Source organism: Rhodococcus sp. 852002-51564_SCH6189132-a (assembly GCF_001665495.1).
In the GTDB taxonomy this organism is placed as follows: domain Bacteria; phylum Actinomycetota; class Actinomycetes; order Mycobacteriales; family Mycobacteriaceae; genus Rhodococcus; species Rhodococcus pyridinivorans.
In genome coordinates, this window is record NZ_LZMJ01000050.1 from 1 (window position 1) to 23382 (window position 23382).

The 23382-nt window shown below is 67.0% G+C and carries 20 protein-coding genes and 1 pseudogene; 12 read left to right on the plus strand and 9 right to left on the minus strand.

Annotation, left to right across the window (positions count from 1 at the left end; translation table 11 throughout):
• Positions 1 to 1006: 1006 nt before the first annotated feature.
• From A5767_RS12010 to A5767_RS23730, 9 genes are read left to right on the plus strand one after another with little or no spacing between them, the layout of a single operon-like run.
• A complete protein-coding gene (locus tag A5767_RS12010) occupies positions 1007 to 1819 on the plus strand; it encodes a ThiF family adenylyltransferase (protein WP_197483241.1) in 813 nt (270 codons plus the stop codon).
• 25 nt (positions 1820 to 1844) lie between these two features.
• On the plus strand, positions 1845 to 2819 hold the full coding sequence (locus A5767_RS12015; protein WP_230826425.1) for an iron-containing redox enzyme family protein: 975 nt from the start codon (positions 1845 to 1847) through the stop codon (positions 2817 to 2819).
• Positions 2816 to 3526, plus strand: a complete 711-nt coding sequence (locus A5767_RS12020; RefSeq protein WP_006551232.1) for a 2OG-Fe dioxygenase family protein — start codon at positions 2816 to 2818, stop codon at positions 3524 to 3526. Before A5767_RS12015 ends, A5767_RS12020 begins: the two co-directional genes overlap by 4 nt.
• A gap of 22 nt (positions 3527 to 3548) precedes the next feature.
• Complete coding sequence (gene argC, locus A5767_RS12025; protein ID WP_006551231.1) at positions 3549 to 4496, plus strand: N-acetyl-gamma-glutamyl-phosphate reductase; 948 nt, start codon at positions 3549 to 3551, stop codon at positions 4494 to 4496.
• Positions 4483 to 5343 (plus strand): diaminopimelate epimerase, encoded by an 861-nt coding sequence (gene dapF, locus A5767_RS12030; protein WP_019289094.1) that lies wholly within the window; start codon positions 4483 to 4485, stop codon positions 5341 to 5343. Before argC ends, dapF begins: the two co-directional genes overlap by 14 nt.
• Complete coding sequence (locus A5767_RS12035) at positions 5340 to 5849, plus strand: GNAT family N-acetyltransferase (protein WP_006551229.1); 510 nt, start codon at positions 5340 to 5342, stop codon at positions 5847 to 5849. The genes dapF and A5767_RS12035 overlap by 4 nt, the downstream gene beginning before the upstream one ends.
• Entirely contained in the window at positions 5846 to 6946 is a 1101-nt protein-coding gene (locus A5767_RS12040) for a pyridoxal phosphate-dependent aminotransferase (RefSeq protein ID WP_019289092.1), read from the plus strand. Before A5767_RS12035 ends, A5767_RS12040 begins: the two co-directional genes overlap by 4 nt.
• Positions 6943 to 8427 carry an MFS transporter gene (locus A5767_RS12045; RefSeq protein WP_006551227.1) on the plus strand — a complete coding sequence of 495 codons (1485 nt, stop codon included), beginning with the start codon at positions 6943 to 6945 and terminating at the stop codon, positions 8425 to 8427. The genes A5767_RS12040 and A5767_RS12045 overlap by 4 nt, the downstream gene beginning before the upstream one ends.
• Complete coding sequence (locus A5767_RS23730) at positions 8424 to 8726, plus strand: hypothetical protein (RefSeq protein WP_231913179.1); 303 nt, start codon at positions 8424 to 8426, stop codon at positions 8724 to 8726. The genes A5767_RS12045 and A5767_RS23730 overlap by 4 nt, the downstream gene beginning before the upstream one ends.
• A 467-nt stretch (positions 8727 to 9193) precedes the next feature.
• Here the strand turns inward: A5767_RS23730 and A5767_RS12055 are convergent, their stop codons facing one another.
• Positions 9194 to 9499: a hypothetical protein gene (locus A5767_RS12055; RefSeq protein WP_231913180.1), complete on the minus strand. Its 306-nt coding sequence runs from the start codon at positions 9497 to 9499 to the stop codon at positions 9194 to 9196.
• 248 nt (positions 9500 to 9747) lie between these two features.
• Here A5767_RS12055 and A5767_RS24010 point away from each other — a divergent pair, with 248 nt between their 5' ends.
• The gene (locus A5767_RS24010; protein ID WP_264721985.1) at positions 9748 to 10005 is read left to right on the plus strand and encodes a hypothetical protein; all 258 of its coding nucleotides are present in this window, start codon (positions 9748 to 9750) and stop codon (positions 10003 to 10005) included.
• A gap of 297 nt (positions 10006 to 10302) precedes the next feature.
• Complete coding sequence (locus tag A5767_RS24015) at positions 10303 to 10536, plus strand: hypothetical protein (RefSeq protein WP_052039964.1); 234 nt, start codon at positions 10303 to 10305, stop codon at positions 10534 to 10536.
• Between the two features lie 76 nt (positions 10537 to 10612).
• Here A5767_RS24015 and A5767_RS23090 read toward each other — a convergent pair whose 3' ends face one another.
• Complete coding sequence (locus A5767_RS23090) at positions 10613 to 10768, minus strand: hypothetical protein (RefSeq protein WP_024100467.1); 156 nt, start codon at positions 10766 to 10768, stop codon at positions 10613 to 10615.
• A 190-nt stretch (positions 10769 to 10958) separates the two neighbouring features.
• Between A5767_RS23090 and A5767_RS23095 the strand changes: the two genes are divergently transcribed.
• Complete coding sequence (locus tag A5767_RS23095) at positions 10959 to 11255, plus strand: hypothetical protein (protein ID WP_156665151.1); 297 nt, start codon at positions 10959 to 10961, stop codon at positions 11253 to 11255.
• Between the two features lie 335 nt (positions 11256 to 11590).
• Here the strand turns inward: A5767_RS23095 and A5767_RS12070 are convergent.
• The 7 genes and pseudogenes from A5767_RS12070 to smc form a co-directional block, all read right to left on the minus strand.
• Positions 11591 to 11881: pseudogene (locus A5767_RS12070) on the minus strand (amidohydrolase family protein); the annotation flags it as partial.
• An 87-nt stretch (positions 11882 to 11968) separates the two neighbouring features.
• Positions 11969 to 13537, minus strand: coding sequence for a signal recognition particle protein (ffh, locus tag A5767_RS12075; protein WP_024100624.1), 1569 nt, complete (start codon positions 13535 to 13537; stop codon positions 11969 to 11971).
• Between the two features lie 128 nt (positions 13538 to 13665).
• Entirely contained in the window at positions 13666 to 16179 is a 2514-nt protein-coding gene (locus A5767_RS12080; RefSeq protein WP_024100623.1) for a [protein-PII] uridylyltransferase, read from the minus strand.
• The gene (locus tag A5767_RS12085; protein WP_006551220.1) at positions 16169 to 16507 is read right to left on the minus strand and encodes a P-II family nitrogen regulator; all 339 of its coding nucleotides are present in this window, start codon (positions 16505 to 16507) and stop codon (positions 16169 to 16171) included. The genes A5767_RS12080 and A5767_RS12085 overlap by 11 nt, the downstream gene beginning before the upstream one ends.
• A 63-nt stretch (positions 16508 to 16570) precedes the next feature.
• Positions 16571 to 17878: an ammonium transporter gene (locus A5767_RS12090; protein ID WP_006551219.1), complete on the minus strand. Its 1308-nt coding sequence runs from the start codon at positions 17876 to 17878 to the stop codon at positions 16571 to 16573.
• Positions 17879 to 18099: 221 nt separating this feature from the next.
• Positions 18100 to 19707 (minus strand): signal recognition particle-docking protein FtsY, encoded by a 1608-nt coding sequence (gene ftsY / locus A5767_RS12095; protein WP_064852394.1) that lies wholly within the window; start codon positions 19705 to 19707, stop codon positions 18100 to 18102.
• Between the two features lie 12 nt (positions 19708 to 19719).
• The gene (gene smc / locus A5767_RS12100; RefSeq protein ID WP_064852395.1) at positions 19720 to 23346 is read right to left on the minus strand and encodes a chromosome segregation protein SMC; all 3627 of its coding nucleotides are present in this window, start codon (positions 23344 to 23346) and stop codon (positions 19720 to 19722) included.
• Positions 23347 to 23382 lie beyond the last annotated feature (36 nt).

The window sequence follows — 23382 nt, forward strand, 5'->3', positions numbered from 1 at the left end:
ATACGAGACCATCATGACCACACCAGCCACTCAGGCTGCGTGACCGAACCTGTCACCTGATCGTGCAGCAGTCCCGCGGGACGGCGCTGTGACCTTCAGGGAGGTCACGGCGGTTAGGGCAGAAACGTCCGCGAAAGACGAATGGAATCGTGAGTGGGTCCGACCGCCTGTAATGCCTAGGTACGGGCTGTGCGCAAGCGAACCTCGGAACTCGAACCGAACTGACGATCATTCGACAGGCATCGAGTTTCCTGGGCCAGGGACACACCTAGCTCTCCGCATCGACCCGCTCATCGACCGACGTCGGGACTCCCCTCGACATATGCTGCAGAGCGCTCGGAGTATCCCAGCGGGGCCCCTGTCGATCCAGGTGGCGGCCCGCGTCGGCAGCCGAGTTGCACCGGCATTAGCCGCCCGGTTTGATCCGGGAAATCCACGTCGCCCCTCGCGGTGCCTACAGCCACCGCCGCATGCCCGCCGACCCAACCATGGCTATGGGTGTCACGTGCAGCTCGGTTGCGACCGAACGAGTTGTAGGTCAGCAGCAGTCCCCTGAGCGCTTCGTGCCAGGTGGTTCCCCCACCGAACATACGACGCGCGCGGGAAGGTGTTCTGTGTCGTGATCCCGGACGCGTTCAGTCGGCGGATCAGAGTGGAAGAGCGACTCGCGACACTGTTCTGCATCCGTCATCTGGTGGGTGCGCCTTTGTTTCGGAAACAGCCTGTCGGGCGCCTCACCTTGAGTCCGGTGGGTTATCCGGTCAGCGATCCGTGACGAGTCACCAACTACAACTGAGGGCGAAAGCCCGAGCCTAGCGATCCGTTTTGTTGCACTTGCGAAGCCCCGATCGGGCGCTATAGTTGCCCGAAAGAAACCGCTCGGATGGTTTCTTTTCGATGTCCGGGGGCCATCACCACAGCATCTGTTCCGCCTGCTCGTGCACGTCTCGACGCAGGTTTGGTCCATGCCGGGTTCTTTGCCTTCGACGTGATCAGAGGGGGAAATGTGTATTCAAGGGAAGTGCTGTTCGGGCGCATGCTGGGGTTGGTTACAGAGGAACAGCTGCGCGCACTGGGCAAGGCCACAGTGGCGATACCCGGTTGCGGCGGAACGGGGTACACGTATGCGGAGTGCCTCGCACGGATGGGCATCGGCAACTTCCGCCTCTCGGATACGGACCGTTTCGGGCCGGAGAACATGAATCGCCAATTCGGTGCGACAGTGGACACCGTCGGACGTCTGAAGTCCGAGGTGCTGGAAGAGCGCTTGCGCTCGATCAATCCGGAGATCACCGTCACGCGGTTCCCGGACATCGACGAAGACAATGTCTCCGACTTCGTCGCCGGCGCCTCGGCGCTCTGCGACACCATCGACTTCTTCGCCATGAACGAGCGTCGGATGCTGCACCGTCAGGCTCTCATTCACAAGGTGCCCACCGTTTTGTGCTGCCCGGTCGCCTACGGCGTGACGGGGCACTACTTCAACTATCACGAGAACGATCGAATCGACTTCGACGTCCTGTTCCACCAGTCCGATTCGAACGACGAGCAGCAGAACCTCGAGAACTTCGGAAACACACTCGCTCCGAACGCGTTGCATCGCGCCTATCTCGACGATCCGAATCTCGACTTCGAGAACCACAAGGTCGCCTCAGTGAGCGCCTCGTGCCTGCTGGCCACCTCGTGGGGGTCGATGCAGGCCGTGTGCGCAATCCTCGGACTGCCGTCCCAGTTCCGTCCCGTTCCCGAGATGTACGAGTTCGATCTTCGTGCAATGCAATTCGTTTCCAGCTCCATGTCCACGGCTGTTCTCGGCTGATCCCTTAGCGACCTTCGGAGATCTCATGGCATCACTCTCTTCTGGCCTGCTCGAGCAGCCCGCCGAAATCAACGACCTACCCGAACTCCTCGACCGCGCATACACGTATGGCGACAGTGACGCCTTGCTGCGGGTTCAGCAGCGCCTTGCGGACGTTCATGCGCGTTCGTTCGAAATTCCTTCTTCCGTGCCCCGGACCGGCTTGGACACCTTGCGTTCCGACCTGCACTGTGCGTTGCAGATCGAAGAGCGCATGCTCTCATACGAGGACCGATTCATCGACCACGCCGCATGCCCGTCAACGTCCGGGGGCGGGCTCGAATTCGTGCGCAGTCTGAAATCGATCGTTCGCGAGCACCCAGCGAACCGGCACCCGTTCTACATCGAATTCCTGCCCGACAGTGCTGAAATCGGCGACATCGCCTACTACCTTGCGCAGGAGTCGGCGCTGGATCCGCGGTTCGACGACTTCATCGCTCTGATGCAAATCGGGATGTCCGTACGCCCGAAACTCGAACTGGCCGGCAACTACTGGGACGAGATGGGAAACGGTACCGAACCGCGCGTGCACACCGTGATGTTCCAGAACGCTCTCAACGAGGTCGGTGCCACCGACGACTTCATCCGCGAGAATCTCAGTGTCGACGCCATGGTATGCGGGAACCTCTCAGCCATGCTGGCATTGCGCAGGCCTTTGATCTTCCGTGCCGTGGGCAGCTTCGCCGTGACCGAATTCCTGTTTCCGCGCCGGTGCGCGCAGCTGCTCGAGGCGTGGCGGCGTAACGCGCTCTCCGTCGAGGGAATCGAGTACCACCGCGAGCACATCGGCATCGATGCGCGCCATGCGTCGGGGTTTTTCAAGAACGTCATCATTCCCTTGGTCGAGGAACGTCCCGAGGTGGCACCCGAGATCTATTGGGGCGCCGTGGCGCGCCTCAACTCGTCGCAGCGCTACCTCGACTCCACTCTGCAGACCCTGACCTACGGAAGTGCCCGATGAACACAGATCTCGCACAGCGCGGCTACGCACTCGTGGACGGCTTGTTCGCCACCGCCGAGCAACTGATCTCCTATGAGAACTGTCCGCACGATCCGTTCATGGGCAACGGCACCCGATACAAGCGGTTTTCCCAGTTCAAGCTCGTCCACGATAGCGATGGTTGGGGCACCGAGTTGCTGCCGGCACGCGCCTACACCGCGCCAAAGGAGTTCAACCCGGTCGGTGGCGGATTCAAGCGCCCGTACGAGCCGCTCGAGGTGGACTTCAGCGGGATCGTCACCGAACTGGCGGACCAGCTCGGCCTCGACCGCACGACCGCCTGGCAGATCAACGTGCACCAGAACCGGAGCATCGCCGAACCCCGGCGCTCCGGCCAGCTGACTCCGGAAGGCCGGCACAAGGACGGTCACGAGTTCGTCACCATCAGCGCGTTCGCCCGTTCGAACGTCACCGGCGGCTGCACTCGGGTGTGGAGTGACGAGGAGGCCGGACAGCCGCTATGGGAACACACGATGACCCCCGGTCAAACGTTGCTGCTCGACGATCGGGCGGTCCTGCATGATGTGACCGACATCCAGGCGGCCACCGATGTCCGCGGCACCCGGGACATCCTCATCGTTGCCTACTCACGGTGGGACGAACGGTGGTACGGCGACGAGCACGACACGGCCGTGCTCGAACCGCACGTTGTCCCGGGCCGGATGTGATCGGCCGGCGAGGACATCACTTATGAGCATCTCCTTGTTCCTCGACGGGGCAGCCGGCACCACAGGTCTTCTGATCGAAGACCTGCTGCGACGCCATCACCCCGAGTTCGAAATCCTGCACTTGTCGGAGGACGATCGAAAGGATCTCGCCGCCAAGCGCGCTCTCCTCGCCGAGGCCGAATGTGCGGTGCTGTGTCTTCCCGACGCCGCTGCGATGGAATCCGCTGCTCTGGCAGACGAACTGGGTGTGCGCGTGCTCGACGCCAGCAGTGCACACCGGGTGTCGGACGGTTGGGCATACGGGCTGCCCGAACTGGACCGCGGTGCCCAGCGACATCGGATCAGTGGTGCGTGGCGGGTAGCCAACCCCGGGTGCTACGCCACTGGGGCGCTCCTGTTGCTCAACCCGCTCTCGCGCGCCGGTCTCCTCCGCCGGAATGCGCACGTTCCCATCTTCGGAATCTCCGGCTACAGCGGAGGCGGTCGCGCGATGCTGCAGCGCTTCGAACGCGCCGGCGAGACCTTGCGCACCGGCAGCTACACCCACGACCACGAGCACAAGCACGTGCGCGAGATCGTGAGACACAGCCCACTCGGCCGCAAGCCACAGTTCGTACCGTCCGTCGGTGCCTTCGAACGCGGGATGTCGGTGACGATCACCCTCGGTCGCGAAGCCCTGACCGACGAGACCGACGCCGTCGCCGTCCTGAAGCAGTACGAACAGTCCTATGCGGACGAGCAATTCGTCCAGGTGCGCACCGCGCAACCGGATGACCCGAACGGTCTGCTCATGGTCGACGACGTTGTGGGCACCAATAACGCTGCCGTCTACTGCTTCGACGACGGCACCGACCTGACCTTGGTGTGCCACCTGGACAACCTCGGCAAGGGCGCGTCGCTGGCCGCAATTCAGAATCTGAACATCATGTTCGGCTACCCGGAAGGGCTCGGTATCGATGACCAGCACTGAGCATCTCCCTTTCACGAAGTACACCGCGCTGGGCAACGACTACCTCGTCTTCGACGGCGGTCACTTCGGCACGACCTTGGACGTACAGCAGATCGTCAGGCTGTGCGATCGCCGATTCGGTGTGGGCGCCGACGGTATTCTCGTCCACTGCCCGTCCCTGGCGAGCGGGCCGTTCCGAGTGCGCATCTTCAATTCCGACGGCAGCGAATGCGAGCGCAGCGGCAACGGATTGCGCATCTATGCTCAGTGGCTGCTCGATATCGGCGCAGTCGATCGCGATCGATTCGAGATCGACTGCCTCGCCGGAACGTCCCCGATCGAGGTCAACAACGATGGCACGCTCACTGTGGCAATGGGACCGGCGGTGTTCGAGCCCCACGCGATCGGGCTGACCGACCCCTCGATCGATCCACAGCGGTTCGTGCTCGATACTTCCGCCGGCGCTCTCGACGTGACCGCATTGTCCGTCGGAAATCCACATACGGTCGTGTTCACCCCGGTCGAGCCCCATATCCAGAACACCCTCGGACCGCAGATCGCCACTCATCCTCTGTTCGCCTCCGGCACCAACGTCCAGTTCGTCGCACGGAACGACGCAGCCGGGATGGACATCGACATCTGGGAGCGTGGATCCGGCCGTACTCTCGCCTCGGGTAGCAGCGCGTGCGCCGCCGCGGCGGCCGCACTGTCGCGCGGTTCGACCACCGCCCCGGTGACCGTTCGGATGCCCGGTGGCCAGCTCACCGTCGATCGGCGCGGCACACAAATTTGGCAGACCGGACGGGCGCACCATGTGTTCGCGGGCACCGTCCGACCCCCCTCCCCGAAGGCGGTAGCTGCATTATGACCACACTGACCGTCCGTCACGCCACAGTCGCCGACGCGCAGCGCATATGCGAGATCTACAATCACGCAATCGAATCGCGTGCCAGTACGTGTGACCTCGAGTCGCGTGGCGTGCACGATATCGAAGGATGGTTCTCCGGAAGAGATTTCGGGTCCCGACCTATTTATGTGGCTGTCGACGATGGCACGGTCACCGGATATCTGTCCGTATCCGATTTTTGGAACGATCGTCCCGGTTACCGCGTCACCGCAGACTGCGGCGTCTATCTCGATCCGGCCTTCCAAGGTCGCGGGATCGGATCGACGTTGCTACGCACCTTCCTGGACGACGCTCCTCGCCTAGGCATCCGCACGGTCGTCACCAGCATGTTCGCCGACAACGCTGCGAGCGTCCAGTTGTTCGCCAGATTCGGTTTCGATCGCGTCGGCATGTGCACGGGGGTGGCGGACCTCGAAGGTGTCCGGAAGGACCTCGCTATCGTCCAACGAAGGATCACACCAGCATGACACTGACGATGCAGCAATGGATCTTCGTCGAGAGCTACGGTCGTTACACCCTCGATCTTGGTGACAGCAACGTCGAACTCGCGGACATTACCACTGTCCCGGGCTTCGCCGAGATCACCACCGTGCCACTCGGATATGGTCACCAGGCCGGGCTGCCCGAACTGCGTGCAGCTATCGCTGCGCGCTACCACAATGTCGACCCGGCAGACGTTCTTGTCTGCCACGGTGCCCAAGAGGCATTCTCCCTTCTGGTCCGCAGCCTCGAAATCACCGATCGCAGCGAAGCGGTAGTGATCGGGTCGGGCTGGAGCCAGCACACCTATTATCCGGCCGAGGTCGGGCTCTCGGTTGTGACGGTCGCACTCGATCCGTGTGAGCACACTCTGCTGGCTGCGGTCGCGGAGGCCGTGACCTGGCGAACGAAGGTCATCGTCGTCGCCACACCGGAGAACCCGACCGGTTGGACCGCGTCCCGCGACTTCATCGAAGCGGTCGCCGACATCGCCGATGCCTACGACGCCGTGCTCGTGGTCGACGAGGAGTATGTTTGCGATCCCGATATGTCGGCGGCGGGGATCTCCGACTGCGTTGCCGTCATCAGCGGGTTGTCGAAGCTGCACGGTCTGCCGGGGCTTCGTATCGGTTGGTGTATCGCCACTGCTGACCTGGTCGACCGCTGTACGCAGCGGAAGCACCTGACCACCATCTCCAACTCGGTACTGTGCGAGTCCATCGCGACGGCCGTCCTGCGCGACGGCGACCGGTTTCTCGCCCGAGCCCGCACCCTCTGTCGAAGTGGTGCTCGCACTCTGCAGGAATGGGCGTCTGTGCTCCCGCAGGTCAGCATCGTCAATGCTCGGGACGATCTGCCATTCGCGTGGCTTCGGATCGACAAGTCCCTCGACAGTCTCGCCGTGGCCCGACGGGCGCTTGATGAGGGTGTACTCGTCATCCCCGGGGAGGTGTTCGATCGGCCCGGGTATCTGCGTGTCGCCATCGCTCGGCCTCCCGTAGATCTCGACCGCGGCTTGAAGGTTCTGGCCCGAGCCGTGTGCGGTCCTCGATTGGATCTCCTCACGGCCGGAGGCCGCGCATGAACGATTCGGAACCGACCGCGTCATCCGGGACCATCGAACCAAGCGAGTCCGGCTGGGACATACGTTTATGGGCAGTCCTCGTCGTGGTGTGTGGTGCGTTGTTCCTCGATGGCCTCGACAGCGCCATGATCGGTGTGGCTGTACCGTCGATACAATCCGAGTTTGCGACATCAGCCAGCGCCGTGCAGTGGACCGTCAGCGCCTACGTTCTCAGCTTCGGCGGTCTGCTGCTGTTCGCCGGCAGGCTCGCCGATGCGATCGGCCGCCGTGTGGTCCTGCTCGTCGGCGTGGCGATCCTGCTTGCTGGATCTCTGCTCGGAACGTTCGCTACCACCGTCGAGTTGATCATCGTTGCCCGGTTCGGTATGGGTGTGGGCGCAGCGCTGACCGCACCAGCCGGGCTCGCGATCATCACCACGACTTTCCCTGAAGGACCAGCCCGAAATCGTGCCGTCGGCATCTACACGGCCTGCGGAGCCGTCGGCTTCTCGGCCGGCCTTCTCGGTGGCGGCCTGCTCAGCAGTGTCGGGTGGCGCTGGGTATTCGCGCTGTCAGTGGTGATGGCCGCTGTAGTCTGGGCCGGCGCAGTGACCTTCGTCCCCCCTGATCGACCAATCCGCACCGAGCGGAGAACATTGAACCTGCCCGGATCGCTCGCTCTTACTGCGACGATGCTGCTGCTTGTCTACACCGTGGTTGAAGCGCCACAAGCAGGCTGGACCTCGACGTCGACACTCGCCCTGGCAACCGGTGTGCTCGTTCTCGCCGCAGGGTTCGCATACACGGAACGGCGTAGCGTCGCACCTCTGTTCCCCCGGCACCTGTTCCGCGGGGGGGACTTGCTCTCCGCCGCTCTGTTCAGCGCTGCAATCATGGGAACCTACACAAGCTTTCAGTTCCTCAGTGCGCTATATCTGCAGCAGAACCTGCACTGGTCACCGCTGCAGATGGCGCTTGGGTTCCTCCCGTTGAGTGTCCTGGTGGCAATCATCGGACCTAAGGTCGGCGTATTGATCAGCGCTGTGGGAACCCGCCTCGTCATCGCTACCGGTTTCGGCATCTATGCAGTCGCGTACCTGTTGTTCCTGCGAATCGGCGGTGGGGGTTCGTTCTGGGATCTCGTCCTTCCCACTGTGGTGCTTGTCGGTTTCGCTTTCCCGATGAGTTTTACCGGCGCTTATGTGCAAGCCACCTCCGGAGTTCCCGATCGGGACCAGGGCGTGGCTGCCGCGGTTGCCCAGACCGGCTATCAGTTGGGCTCAGCGCTTGTGCTGGCGGTCGTGACACTCCGGCTCCCGCAGGGAACTTCGGTCGGTGTCGTAGCCACACCCGCCGACTATCGCGACGGGATGATTGTCGTCTGTGCTGTCGCTTTTGCTGCCTTCGCCTGTGCAGTTCTCCGCGTGGTCCGACCTCACCGGCGGGCTCACGCCGTCAGGGTGTCGGAGGACGTGTCCGCAGCAAAGGTGATGCCACGATGACCAACGAGCCGCTCTGCCACGTGCTGTCCGTGTTCGACATCGAGGCCGAACCGGTCACCGACGGCATTCTGCGGCGGCGCATTCATCGTTCGGATTTCGCGTCGAGTTGGCTGATCGAATTCGCCCCCGGCAGTTGTTGGCCCGAGGTCGGTTGTCACACCGGGAGGAATGGTACTACGTTCTTCGGGGCGAAATCCTTGAAGGAAATCGGTGTCATCCCGCAGGAACGTACGTCCGGTTCCTTCCCGGCTCCTCCCACCGTCCCCGCAGCCGTACCGGAGCTGTCATTCTCGGGATAACCCAGGAGCAAGCGGACTATCGGTCGGAGTAGTCACGGTACCTCTGAAAATCGCGAAACCGGCGGAGCACTGTTCGATCGGGTGCCCGTTGAGCGATCCCGACCTCTGGAGCCGCGTTGTAGGGGTCCCACGCACGAGTCGTGAACTCGTACCGGCCGGAATCGCTGGACACCGGGGAAGATGATCATCCGGGGAGACGACATCATGAAGCGCAGTACATTCATAATGCAACGCCATTTAACTGCATCGATGACACGTCCCCGCGCCATCGACGGTGGCAGTGCGGTCGCGTGCGCGGCACCCGCACGCCACGGCGATGAGCCGAATCACGGTCAGCAGACCCGCGCCGACACCGGGACCTGCCTGACCGGAAGCGGCGAACCACATCGCGAAGGCGACCTACAGCACCGCGATCATCATTCCGGTGGCGGTACGCGGCCGGAGCGGCGTCACATCGTCGGTGGGCATCACCACGGTTCCGGATGGGCTCGGGACGCAGCAGGGACATCGAGATCACGGGGCGGTACGGCGGTTTCCGTCACCGGGGGAACAGCGCGCACGGTCGAGGACCACCGCAGCCGACCGGCGCGCACCCCTTCATACTTGCGGCCTTGGGCGCGGGTGATCTCCCGCAACCGGTCCGCCTCGGCGAAGTGCACTAGCTGCCAGTCGCCGGTGACGAGTTCGGCGATCACCGGCGCCGGACCCCGACCGACACCGCCTATGCGGCGCGCGGTCTCGGCGAGAGCGTGCACATCGACCGAGTTTGCCACCGGATTCGATCCGGGTACCGAGAAGTGCTCCCGGCTCGTCCGCATTCCGTACATCCCCGCTCCTCGCTCCACGGACTCGACCGGAGCCGGGCCGTCTCCGGTCTGCACTTGCAGGTGCACAGTGTCGCCTCCACAGTCCTGCCGAGACGAGGGCGGGTCGATACCCGATCCGCACCGCCGCCGACAGCGCCTCTCTCGGTCCATGTCTGCATCGTGCACGACGTCGTTGTTCGCTACCGTGCCGAAGCATGGGCACGACCCTGCACGCACCTCACCCCTGGCCTGCCATCACCGCGGCCCTGCGCCGGCCCGGACCCCGGCGCGTCGCCATCGCCTACCTCGACCACACCGCGCCAGACCTGCTGCCGCTGCGCAGCGAGGGCCAGTTGATCGTCGACACCGCCCGCGCCGCCGTGCGCGCACACGCCACCTCCCCACCACCCTCGCCCACTTCCTCGACGCCGGCGTGCAGGTGCTGTCGACTGCGAACCTGCACACCGGCCTGATCGTCACCGCAGAGAAGGTGATCGTCGGCCCGGCCAGCGCCTCGCACGCCTCCACCGTCGCCGACAATACCGCGCTGATCGCCGACGATCCCGGCGCCATCGCAGCAGCACATGCCTTCCTCGACCGTCTCGAGGACACCGTCGTCGACGAGGTGTTCCTCGACAGCGCCACCGCCATCTGGCAGATCGGCCGCGTCGTACCCCTGGCCGGGATCGGACCCGGGCTATCGCACCCACTGGGTCCGCGAGGACAACCCCGGTCCCGACCGCCGCACCCGTCTCCAGCCCGGCGACGTCGTGATCCGGATCAGCAACGACGACACCCGGCTGGACCCACCGGCCGTCGTCGCAACCGGCCCCCACCGCATCCCCCACACCCGCCACGCCCGCGCCGACCTCGACCCCATCGCCATATCCGACGCCACGCGCATCCTCACCGACCGCGGTCACTCGAACCCGCGCCTGCACCGCGACCACCGCATCATCTCTGCGAGCCTGCGCGCCGCGGTGCTGGCTCTGTGGAAGATGTGACCATCTTTGGACCGTTGACCGGCGGCCCACCCGGTACACCCCCACTGACATGCGTAAATGGCACGTCCCCTGCGCCTTACACTGCCGGCTGCATCGCCTCGGCGGCGAAGGCTTGTGTCCACCACTGGTCGACGTTGGCGTGCTCTTTCGGTAACGCCAGGGCCGGGGCGACGACGAAGTACCGCTCGACGGTCGGGAACACCGGGCCACGTTCGTGCTGGTAGACACGCACGATTTCCATCGTCCCCGATGTCCGGGCGAACCTTGTTCTGTGCGGCTCCGTCGGCCGCGAAGCGACCGAGGATGTTGTGCATGCTGGCCCGGGAGCCGCGGCCGCGGATGCGGACCGAGCGGGCGGCATCGCCGAGTTCGGTCGGGTCGGTCTTGCGGGGCCGCAGAATGCGGCGAATCTCGTAGATAGCGTGCTCGTGGCTCTCGAGGATTGCCTCGACGGCATCCAGGACGTTGTCGAGCTGGTGCTCGCGGAGCATCTCGATCAGGCGGCGGCCGCCGACGAGGCCCTGCGCTGGATTGAGCGCGAGTGCGAGGTGTTCCATCAACAGGGTTCTCGCGCCGACTTCGGGTGCTTCGGCATAACGAGCGAAGTTCTCGGCGCGACTGCTCTTGTTGGCAAAGCTGAACGGACAGAATGTGCACGCGCTCCTACCGACGCTGGTGCCGAGGATCGAGCGGGTGTAGTCGATCACGTCGGCGCGTGACCACCCCCAGTCGATCAACGGGTACTCGCCGGTGCGTCGGTCGGTGTTGAAGAGTGCCGCACCGACGACCGCGGCCGCCGCACCGACACCAGCGATCTCGGATCCGGGGCACCCATCGAGCGCCATTCCCACAGCGCCGGTGCTTCATCACCAGCGAGGCGAAACCACCATTGTGAAGTCACGAAAGGCCCCAGTTGCCGAGTGCGGGACATGACCGCCCATCCGCAGAACACGTATGCGGACCCATACACGGGCTTCCCGCGGTCAGGGATGTACTTCCGTCCTTCCCATCATCGAGGGATCGGCTACCTTAGCGGGCTACATCAGCGAGCGCTGGGCAGGGCGATGTGCCGGCCGGCCCGGATGATCCGGGACAGGTCCGTCCGCTGATCGAGGGCCCGGGTGTCGACAGGCGACCCGGCGTCGCGGAGCAGCAGGACACCCGCGTCGCGTTCGGTGACGGCCTGCGCGAGCGGACCCTCCTCGGCCTCCGCTCCCCCACCGAACCGGAGGCCGACATGGCAGTGCGCGTCGACGAGGCCCGGCAGGATCCAGCCGTCGGCGCAGAGCACCTCGGCGTCGCGGCCGGGCTCGGCCGTGAACGCTCCGTCGGCCCCGACGAACAGTTCGGCGGGTTCGCCGTCGGCCGACGACCGGCCTCACACGACGAAGGAACGCGCATCACCCTCGGTCACGGTCATCCCCGGACCGGCTCAGTTCTTGGGGAACTTCAGCTTCGACAGGTCGAAGTTCTCGAGTCCCGGAGGAAGCTCGTCGAGGCCCTTCGGCATCTTCGACAGGTCGGGCATCCCGGCGGGCATGCCGCCTGGGAGACCGGGGAAGCCGCCGGGCATACCGCCCCGCACCTTCGGCGGCGTCGGTCCGCGACCGCCCTTCTTCCCCTTCTTGCCCTTCTTGCGCTGATTCTTGCGTGCGCCCGGCATGCCCATCTGGCCGGCCATGGCCGTCATCATCTTCCGGGCCTCGAAGAACCGGTCGACGAGCTGGTTGACGTCGGAGACCTTCACACCGGAACCGTTGGCGATGCGCAATCGCCGCGAGCCGTTGATGATCTTCGGGTTGGCGCGCTCCTCCGGCGTCATGCCGCGGATGATCGCCTGGATGCGGTCGAGCTGCTTCTCGTCGACGTTGGCGAGGGCGTCCTTCATCTGCCCGGCTCCGGGCAGCATGCCCAGGAGATTGGCGATGGGGCCCATCTTCCGCACGGCCATCATCTGCTCGAGGAAGTCCTCGAGGGTGAGCTCGCCGGAACCGATCTTGTTGGCGGTGGCCTCGGCCTGCTCGGCGTCGAAGACCTGCTCGGCCTGCTCGATCAGGGTGAGCACGTCGCCCATGCCGAGGATGCGGCTGGCCATGCGCTCGGGGTGGAAGACGTCGAAGTCCTCGAGCTTCTCACCGGTGGAGGCGAACATGATCGGCTGGCCGGTGAGCTCGCGGACGCTGAGCGCGGCACCTCCGCGAGCGTCGCCGTCGAGCTTGGTGAGCACCACGCCGGTGAAGCCGACGCCCTCGCGGAACGCCTCGGCTGTGCTCACGGCGTCCTGACCGATCATCGCGTCGAGGACGAACAACACCTCGTCGGGCTGCACTGCGTCGCGGATGCCCGCGGCCTGCGCCATGAGTTCCTGGTCGATACCGAGGCGACCGGCGGTGTCGACGATGACCACGTCGTACTGCTTGTTGCGCGCCTCGGCGATGCCCTGCTCGGCCACGGCGATCGGGTCGGCGGCGGTGACTCCGAGTTCGTTCTCGCCTCCGCCGATGGAGGTGCCGGGATGGGGCGCGAAGACCGACACGCCGGCACGCTCACCGACCACCTGCAGCTGGGTCACAGCGCCGGGGCGCTGGAGGTCGCAGGCGACCAGCATCGGGGTGTGCCCCTGCGCCTTGAGCCACTTCGCGAGCTTACCCGCGAGCGTGGTCTTACCGGCACCCTGCAGACCGGCGAGCATGATGACCGTCGGCGGGTTCTTCGCGAACTGCAGACGACGGGTCTCGCCGCCGAGGATCCCGACGAGTTCCTCGTTGACGATCTTGACGACCTGCTGGGCCGGGTTGAGCGCGCCATGCACCTCGGCGCCCTTGGCGCGCACCTTGATCTTCTTGATGAACTCGCGCACGACGGGCAGCGCGACGTCGGCCTCGAGCAGGGCGAGGCGGATCTCACGGCAGGTCGCGTCGATGTCCGCGTCGGACAGCCGCCCCTTGCCGCGCAGGTCCTTCAGGACCCCTGTCAACCTGTCGGAAAGGGATTCGAACACCGAATGCGCTCCTGAGCTCTGACGAAGATGCGGACATTGCTGCGAACCAGGGTAACCGCTCCCGATCCCTCGCGATCGCGGGTGGCCACACCACAGCGCGGGCCACCCGCGCTGTCACGATCCGTCGGTCACGCTCTGTCGACGGGTGCGGGCGGCTCGGGAGCAGGCAGGACCGACAACAGTTCCTTCTCGAGATGTTCCCGGGAGACACGGGTGTGGGCACCGGCGAGATCGACGCAGAACGAGTCGATCACCGTCGAACCCAGCGTGCTCACCCGCGCCCACCGCACGTCGGCTCCGACACGCTCGAAGACGTCCGCGAGACGGCACAGCAGACCGATCCGGTCCTCCGACCGGATCTCGAGCACGACCTGGTCCGATTCGGATCCTTCGAACCAGATGATCCGCGGCGGCGCGAGAGCGGCGCTGACCGGAACCGCCCGGGCCGTTCGCTCGGGAAGCCGGCTCTCCCGTTCGGCGCGGTCCTTGGCCTCGAGGGCACCGAGGAGGTCGAGATCGCCGGAGCGCGCCCGCACGAGTTCCTGCCGGAGCAGGGCCGCTTCGGGCGGTGAACCGAATCTCGGAGCCACGACGAAGCTGTTGACCGTGCTGCCGGCGTGACTGCCGATCGAGGCCGACAGCACCCGCAGACCGTGCAGGGAGAGCACACCGGCCTCGTCGGAGAGCACGCCCCGCTCGTCGGGCGCGACGAAGGTCGCGGAGAAGCTGCGGCCGTCCTCGCGTGGTTCGAGCGCGACGTGCAGGGCGCCGTCCTCGGCGAGGTTCGCGAGGGCGGGATCGATCGGATCCGGTGCCGGCAGCTCGTCCCCCGCCATCATCATGCGGCAGCGGCGCACGAGTTCCCGGATCAGCGACGCCTTCCAGTCCCCCCACACCCCCGGGCCGGTGGCCTGCGAATCCGCCTCGGCCAAGGCGTGGAGCAGGTCGAGCAGCACCGGATCCCCGTCGAGGGCGCCGACGACCGCGGCCACGGTCTCCGGATCGTCGAGGTCGCGGCGGGTCGCGGTGTGCGGCAGGAGCAGATGGTGCCGCACCATCGAGGTGAGCAGCGCCAGATCCGAAGGCCACAGGCCCATCCGCCGCCCGATCTGCAGGGCCAGTTCGGCACCGACCACGCTGTGGTCGCCGCCGCGTCCCTTCCCGATGTCGTGCAGCAATGCGCCGAGGACGAGCAGGTCCGGACGGGAGACCCGCGTCGTCAGTTCGCTCGCGTACACGGCGGTCTCGACGAGGTGCCTGTCGACGGTCCACGTGTGGACGGCGTCGCGGGGCGGCAGGTCGCGCACCGCACCCCATTCGGGGAGCAACCTCCCCCACAGTCCGGTGCGGTCCAGCGACTCGATGACGTCGACCGCGCGACGTCCCGAGCCGAGCAGCACCAGGAAGTCGTCGAGGGCTTCCCGGGGCCAGGGTTCGCGCAGCTCCGGTGCGTGATCGGCGAGTCGGGTGAGCGTGGCCGCCGAGACGGGCAGTCCGGCCTGCGCAGCGGCCGCCGCGACCCGCGTGATCAGGCCCGGATCGCGACGCGGATGCGCGTCGCGTGCGAGGGCGACCTCTCCCCCGTGCTCGACGACCCCTTCGTCGAGCGGACGCCGCACCGGTCCGCGGCGCAGACGCGACAGACCCTTGCGCGGCAGCGAATTGGCCGCGGTGCGCAGACCGACGTCGACGGAATAGCTGATCGTGCGGGCCGATTCGGTGAGCACCCGCGCAAGATCGAAACGGTCGCCGATCCGCAGCGCCGCGGCGATCTCGTCGGCGTCCTGCGCGCGCAGCTGGTCGCGGGAGCGGCCGGCGACGCGGTGCAGCTCGGTGCGTACATCGAGCAGTCGCCGGTGGGCGGCCGCGAGCCCGCCGCCCGGGACGTCGGGTCCGAGTCCTGGCATGCCGTCGGTGAGCTGCGCAACGGACAGGGCATTGAGCAACTGCACGTCCCGCAACCCGCCGCGACCGCTCTTGAGGTCGGGTTCGGCCCGGTGGGCGATCTGCCCGCTGCGCTGCCATCGCACCTCGGTCGTCTCGATGAGTTCGTCGAAGCGGGACCGGATGCCGGTGCGCCACTGCCGTCGCACACCACCGATGAGCAGATTGCTCAGCTGGGCGTCGCCCGCGATGTGCCGCGCCTCGAGCATTCCCAACGCGGCCGTCAGATCGGACGAGAACACCTGGAGGGCCTGGGGCACCGTCCGGACACTGTGGTCGAGCTTGATGTGCGCGTCCCACAGCGGGTACCAGAGCTCGTCGGCGACCTTCGACACGACGGACGGCGCCATGTCGTCGTGGAGGAGGATGAGATCGAGATCGGAGTACGGGAGCATCTCGCGGCGTCCGAGACCCCCGACGGCGACGATGGCGAAGCCTCCCTCGCGCTTGATGCCGAGTTCGGAGCCCTTCGTCGTCAACCAGAATTCGTGCAGGTCCACGAGGGCGTGGCGCAGGGCCACGGTGTCGAGGCGGCGGCTGCGGGGGCCGCCGGAGAGCAGGGTGTCGCGGGCGGCCGCCAGATCGGCGGCGCCCGCCGGTGCGGTTGTGCGGGCCGAGGACACCGAAGGCCCCGATCCCGCTGCCGAAGCAGCGCGATCAGGGCCTCGAGTGCCGGACCCCTGGGGGTCAGAGCGCATCCGAACCTCGTTCTCCGGTGCGGACCCGGACAACGGCTTCCACGGGCGTGACCCACACCTTGCCGTCGCCGATCTTGCCGGTACGGGAGGCCTCGACGATGGTCTCGACGACCTTGTCGACAGCGGAGTCGTCGATGACGACCTCGACACGGACCTTCGGCACGAAGTCGACGGAGTACTCGGCTCCGCGGTAGACCTCGGTGTGGCCCTTCTGACGGCCGTACCCCTGCACCTCGCTGACTGTCATTCCCAGCACACCGGCCTGCTCCAGGCCTGCCTTGACGTCCTCGAGCGTGAACGGCTTGATGATCGCCGTGATCAGCTTCATATCCTCATCCTTCCCAGAGCCCGCTGGCCGCTGTCATCCCTGCTCACTGTCGTGGTCTTCTTATCACTTGAGAGCCGGCGCGAAGTCGTATGCGGATTCCGCATGTTCGGCTTCGTCGATACCGCGGGCCTCTTCCTCGTCGCTCACACGCCAGCCCATGGGCTTGAGTGCGAAGGCGATCACTGCGGTGACGACGGCGGTGAACACCAGGGCGACGACTGCGATGACGATCTGGATGACGAGCTGCTTGTAATCGCCACCGTAGAACAATCCGGTCTCGGTGCCGAGGAAGCCGATGGCGACCGTGCCCCACAGGCCGGACACGAGGTGGACACCCACGACGTCGAGCGAGTCGTCGTAACCGAACTTGTACTTCAGACCCACCGCGAGGGCGGACAGGACACCGGCGATGACGCCGAGGGCGATCGATCCGACCGGGCTCAGCGAGCCTGCAGCGGGGGTGATGGCGACCAGGCCGGCGACGGTACCGGACGCGGCACCGAGGCTGGTGGCCTTGCCGTCACGGATGCGCTCGGTGAGGAGCCAGCCGAGGATGGCGGCGGCGGTGGCGGTGGTGGTGTTGACCCAGGCCAGGCCGGCAGTACCGTCGGCGGCGAAGGCCGAACCGGCGTTGAAGCCGAACCATCCGAACCACAGCAGCGCGGCACCGAGCATGACGAACGGCAGGTTGTGCGGACGGAAGGCGGTGCGACCGAAGCCGGCACGCTTGCCGATGACGACGGCCAGGACGAGAGCGGCGATACCGGCGTTGATGTGGACGACCGTGCCACCGGCGAAGTCGATCGGCTCCACCGCGGCGCTGACTTCTCCGCCGTCCTCGACGGTGCCGAACATGGCCGCTGCGATGCTGTCCTCGGAGCCCGAGAGCAGGCCGCCACCCCACACCATGTGGGCGAGCGGGAAGTAGGCGCAGGTGACCCAGATGGCCGCGAACGCCATCCACGTACCGAACTTCACGCGCTCGGCCAGCGCACCGCTGATCAGGGCGGTAGTGATGATCGCGAAGGTCACCTGGAAACCGATGTCGATGATCTGCGGGTAGTTGCCCGAACCACTTGCAAGGAACTCACCATCCTCGCCGTACATGGCTCCCTGCAGACCGAACTGCTCGAAGGGGTTCGCGAAGATCCCGAGTACGCTCTCGTTGCCGTAGGACATCGACCAGCCCCACAGGACGTAGATGACCCCGATCACGGCCATCGCGCCGAAGGACATCATCATCATGTTGAGCACGGACTTGGAACGGGACATCCCGCCGTAGAAGAACGCCAGGCCCGGGGTCATCAGAAGCACGAGCGACGCTGCTATCAGCATCCACGCTGCGTCGCCGGTGTTCACCACTTCCTCCACTTGCAACCTCCCTGTAGGCCGCGCCGAGCGGCGCGTTGTCGAGGGAAAGCTTGCTGCCCGGATGTTTCCGTGGGGGCGCCGCGCTGTTTCGTGGGCGTGAACGCAGGAACCGACCTTGTTTCATCCTTGTTTCACACTTTTCGGACACCGCATCCCCACCGACGGAACCGGCCGCTGCCCGCATGAGCGGACAGCGGCCGGAACAACGGACGCGGTGCGGATCAGCCCAACAGGGCGTCCACGAAGGCTTCCGGTTCGAAGGGGGCGAGATCGTCGGCGCCCTCACCGAGACCCACCAGCTTCACCGGGACGCCGAGTTCGTGCTGCACCTGGAAGACGATGCCGCCCTTGGCGGTTCCGTCGAGCTTGGTGAGCACCACACCGGTGATGTCGACGACCTCGGCGAACACGCGGGCCTGCATCAGACCGTTCTGGCCGATCGTCGCGTCGAGGACGAGCAGAACCTCGTCGACGGCGGCCTTCTTCTCCACGACGCGCTTGACCTTGCCGAGCTCGTCCATCAGGCCGGTCTTGGTGTGCAGGCGGCCGGCGGTGTCGACGAGGACCGCGTCGACACCGTTGTCGATGCCCCTCGCGACGGCATCGAACGCCACCGCGGCCGGATCGGCGGCCTCCTTGCCGCGGACGACCTCGGCGCCGACGCGTTCGGCCCAGGTCTGCAGCTGGTCGGCGGCCGCGGCACGGAAGGTGTCGGCGGCACCGAGCAGCACCCGGCGTCCGTCCGCGACGAGCACGCGGGCGAGCTTGCCGGTCGTCGTGGTCTTTCCGGTGCCGTTGACACCGACGACGAGCAGCACCGCGGGATGGTCCTCGTGCGGGAGGGCCCGGATGGAGCGGTCGAGCTCGGGGCGGAGCTCATCGACAAGCACGCTGCGCAGCACGGCGCGGGCGTCGGCCTCGCTGCGCACGTTGTTCACGACCATCTCCTCACGCAGACGGTCGACGATCTTGGTGGTCGTCGCGGCACCGAGGTCGGCCACGAGCAGCGTGTCCTCGATCTCCTCCCAGGAGTCCTCGTCGAGATCGCCACCACCGAGCAGGCCGAGCAGGCTCTTGCCGACCGCCGACTGCGAGCGGGCCAGACGGCCGCGCAGGCGGACGAGGCGACCTGCGGTGGGTTCGATCTCCTCGATCGGGGCTGCCGGAGGAACAGCGGCCGGTCCGGCCGGTTCGACGATTTCCGGTTCGACGACCTCGGGTTCGGTGACCTCGGGTTCGGCAACGGTCTCTGTCGCCGGGGCGGGCTCGACCTCGGGCTCGACGGGCTCGGGAGCGGGACGCTCCGGCTCCGGGGCGACCTCGGGCTCGACGGGCTCGGGAGCGGGACGCTCCGGCTCCGGGGCGACCTCGGGCTCGACCGGCTCCGGTTCGGCAGGCTTCGGCTCCGCAGGCTCCGGCTCGGGCTTGGGCTCGACCTTCGGCTCGGGCTTCGGTTCCGCCTTCGGCGCAGGCGCAGGTTCCGCCTTCGGCTCGGCGGGTGCGGGTGCGCTCGGCGGAGCTTCGGTGATCTCCTCCGGCAACGGCACCGTGCGGGGCGCCGGCTCCGGCTTCACCGCAGGCTTCGGTGCCGGTTTCGGCGCAGGTCGGGGGGCCGGCGCCGGTGGCGCGGCCGTGCCCTGCGAGAAACTGAATCCGCTCTGCGCCTTGTAACCGCCCGAGCGGTCCTTTGTCTCGGCGGAATCGAGCTGCGGGGTCTCGGGCGCCTTCAGCGACACCTGCCGCCGCCGGTAGAGGGTCAGACCGACGACGAGCGCGACGAGAACGACCGCCAGCGCGGCGGCGATGACTATCCAGGCTCCGGTACTCACGCACCCATACTGTCAGGCCTGGAGCTCTTCCTCCGGTTCGGGGACCGGTGTCGCGATCTCGCGTCCGCGCAGTCGCTGCGAGATGACCCGGGTGATGCCGTCGCCCCGCATGCTCACGCCGTACAGCGCATCGGCGACCTCCATCGTCGGCTTCTGGTGGGTGATGACGATGAGTTGGGACTTCTCGCGCAGCTGCTCGAACAGCCCGATCAACCGTCGCAGGTTGGTGTCGTCGAGCGCGGCCTCGACCTCGTCCATCACGTAGAAGGGCGACGGACGGGCCCGGAAGATCGCGACCAGCATCGCCACCGCGGTCAGGGACTTCTCGCCGCCCGACAACAGCGACAAGCGCTTGACCTTCTTGCCCGGCGGGCGGGCCTCGACCTCGATGCCGGTGGTGAGCATGTCGCTCGGGTCGGTGAGCACGAGCCGCCCCTCACCGCCGGGGAACAACTTCGCGAAGACCTGTTCGAACTCGCGCTCGACGTCGGCGTACGCCTCCGTGAACACCTGCAGGATTCGCGCGTCGACCTCCTCGACGACAGCGAGCAGGTCCTTGCGGGCGCTCTTGACGTCCTCGAGCTGGGTAGACAGGAAGTTGTACCGCTCCTCGAGCGCCGCGAACTCCTCCAGTGCGAGCGGGTTGACGCGTCCGAGCGTCGCGAGATCCTTCTCGGCGCGCTTGGCCCGCCGCTCCTGGGTGACCCGGTCGTAGGGCATCGGTTGGGGAGCGACGACCTGTTCGCCGCGTTCGCGGGCCTGCTCGTACTCGGCCATCTCCAGCGGCGTCGGCGGCAGCGGCACGTCGGGGCCGTACTCGGCCACGAGGTCGTCGAGGGCGATGCCGTGCTGCTCGAGGATGGTCTGTTCGAGTTGCTCGATCCGGAGCGAGGCCTGCGCCCGGGCCACTTCGTCGCGATGCACCGCGTCGGTGAGCTGGTCGCGCTGCACGGACAGTTCGCGGACGAGTTCGCGGGCCCGTTCGAGTTGCTCGGCGCATTCGGCGCGGCGCCGGTTCAGGTCGTCGCGCTGTGCGAGTGCCGTCGTCACGGCCACCTCGAGTTGTTCGGCGAGTCGCTGCCCTGATTCGGCCACCGCCGCGGCGACGGCCGCCGCCTGACGACGCGCGACGCGGGCACGTTCGGCACGAGCGCGGGCCTCGCGCTCGGCTTGCGCGGCGCGGCGGAGCGAATCCGCTTTGCCCCGAAGCGCTTCGGCACGTTCCTCGGCCGTGCGTGCCGCGAGTCGCGCCTCGACCTCGACGGCCCGGACCTCGGCGAGCGCGGTCGCGGCCATCTCCCGCTCGGCGGCGGTGTGATCGGTGCCCGCACCGTCGCTACTTCCGGCCGAGTCGTCCTCGGCCAGGCGCAGTCGCTCCTCGAGCTCGACCAGCTTCTCCCGTGCCGCGTCGCGTTCCTTCTCTGCCTCCGTGCGTTGGGCTGCGAGGCGTCCGGATTCGGCGTGAGCGGTGCGTGCCGCCTGGCCGAGCCGACCGAGTTGTTCGTAGACGGCCGACATCGCCGCGTCGGACTCGTTGAGCGCGGCAAGGGTCTGTTCGACGTGTTCGGCGCGTTCGGCCTGTTCCGCGAGTGCGCCCGCGAGGGCTGCGGCCAGTTCCTCGGAGCGACGTTCGGCCTGTTCGAGGCCGGCACGGGAAGTATCGATCGCCGCCTGGATCTCGAGGGTGCTCGGGGCGCGGTGCGAGCCGCCGACCACCCAGCCCGCGCCGGCGAGGTCTCCTCCGCGCGTCACGGCGCGCAGATCGGGCCGGGCAGCGCAGACCCCGAGGGCAATGGGCAGGTCGTCGACCACGACGGTGCGGGCCAGCAGGCCGTCGACGCCTCCGCGCAGGTCTGCGGGGCACTCGACGACCTCGCGGAGCCATCGGGCACCGGACGGCAGGTCGCCGGTGTCGGTGGGACCGGCAGTGCCGGGCAGGACGAATGCCACCCGGCCCTGGTCGGCTTCGGCGAGCGCTGCGACCGCCGAGATCGCGGCGTCGGCCGACTCCACCTCGAGGGCGTCGGCCGCGGCGCCGAAGGCAGCTGCGACGGCGGCCTCGTATCCCGAGGACACCCGGAGCCGGTCGGCGAGGCGCCCCACGAGTCCGTCGCCGGAACGCGTGTCGATCAGCCAGGCCGCGCCGTCGGTGCGTTCGAGTCCCAGCGACAGGGCTTCGATACGGGCGCCGAGCGAGGCGACCACCTTGCCCGCGGCGCGTTCTGCCTCCTGGAGTTCGGTGACCCGCTCGTCGGCGAGCCGCTGTGCTTCCAGCGCTCGTTCGTGCTGCGCGTCGGCGTCGATCTCACCGGCGTCGAGATCGTCGATGCGTGCCTGAGCGGTCTCGAACTCGGCCTGTGCGGCGACGCCGCGGAGCCGGGCCTCCTCGATGGCGACGGTCAAGCGTGCGATCTCCGCGTCGATCGATTCGGCGCGGGTGCGCATCGTCTCGACCTGGCCTGCGAGACGCGCGAGGCCCTCGCGCCGGTCGGCGACGGCACGCACCGCGGCCAGATGTGCGCGTTCGGCGGCCGCTGCGGCCTCCTCCTGCGCGGCGAGCTGCTCGCGGGCCGCCTCGAGGGCTCCGTGCGCGATCTCGACGGCCTCGACCAGTTCCGCTTCCTCGGCGGCGATCCGGTCGGCGCGGGCTTCCATCTCGTCGGGATCCTGACCGGAGCGGTCCTCGGGTTCGGCGTGCAGGTGCCGGGCGCGTTCCTGCGCGACCCGCACGGTCGCCGAGACGCGCTCGGCGAGGGCGGACAGGCGGAACCAGGTCTGCGACGCCGCTTCGGCACCGGGAGTGAGCTGCGCGAGGGCCTGTTCGTGGCGGGCGAGTTCGGCGTTAGCGTCGTCGAAGGCCGCGAGCACGGTGTCGAGCCGCTCCCGGACCATCTTTTCCTGCTCGTCGTGCCCGGCGAGTTCGGCGCGGCGCGTGACGAGGTCGTCGGCGGCCAGACGTAACCGCGCGTCGCGCAGGTCGGCCTGGATGGTCTGGGCGCGACGCGCGACCTCGGCCTGCCGGCCGAGCGGTTTGAGCTGGCGGCGCAGCTCGGCGGTGAGGTCGGTGAGGCGCGCGAGGTTGGCCTGCATCGAGTCGAGCTTGCGCAGCGCCTTTTCCTTGCGCTTGCGGTGCTTGAGGACGCCGGCGGCCTCCTCGATGAAGGCGCGTCGGTCCTCCGGGCGGGATTCGAGGATCGCGGCGAGGCGGCCCTGACCGACGATGACGTGCATCTCGCGGCCGATACCGGAGTCGGACAACAGTTCCTGTACGTCCATGAGACGGCAGGAACTGCCGTTGATCTCGTATTCGCCCGCGCCGTCGCGGAACATACGGCGGGTGACGGAGACCTCGGAGTACTCGATGGGCAGCGCGCCGTCGGAGTTGTCGATGGTGAGCGTGACCTCGGCGCGTCCGAGCGGCGGGCGGCCGGCGGTTCCGGCGAAGATGACGTCCTGCATCTTGCCGCCGCGCAGGGCTTTGGCGCCCTGCTCCCCCATCACCCAGGTGAGTGCGTCGACGACGTTCGACTTGCCGGACCCGTTGGGGCCCACCACACAGGTGATACCCGGTTCGAAACGGAGAGTCGTCGACGAGGCGAAGGACTTGAAGCCCTTCAACGTCAGACTCTTGAGGTACATGGGTGAGAACTCTACCGGCGGGTTGTGACCGCTTTC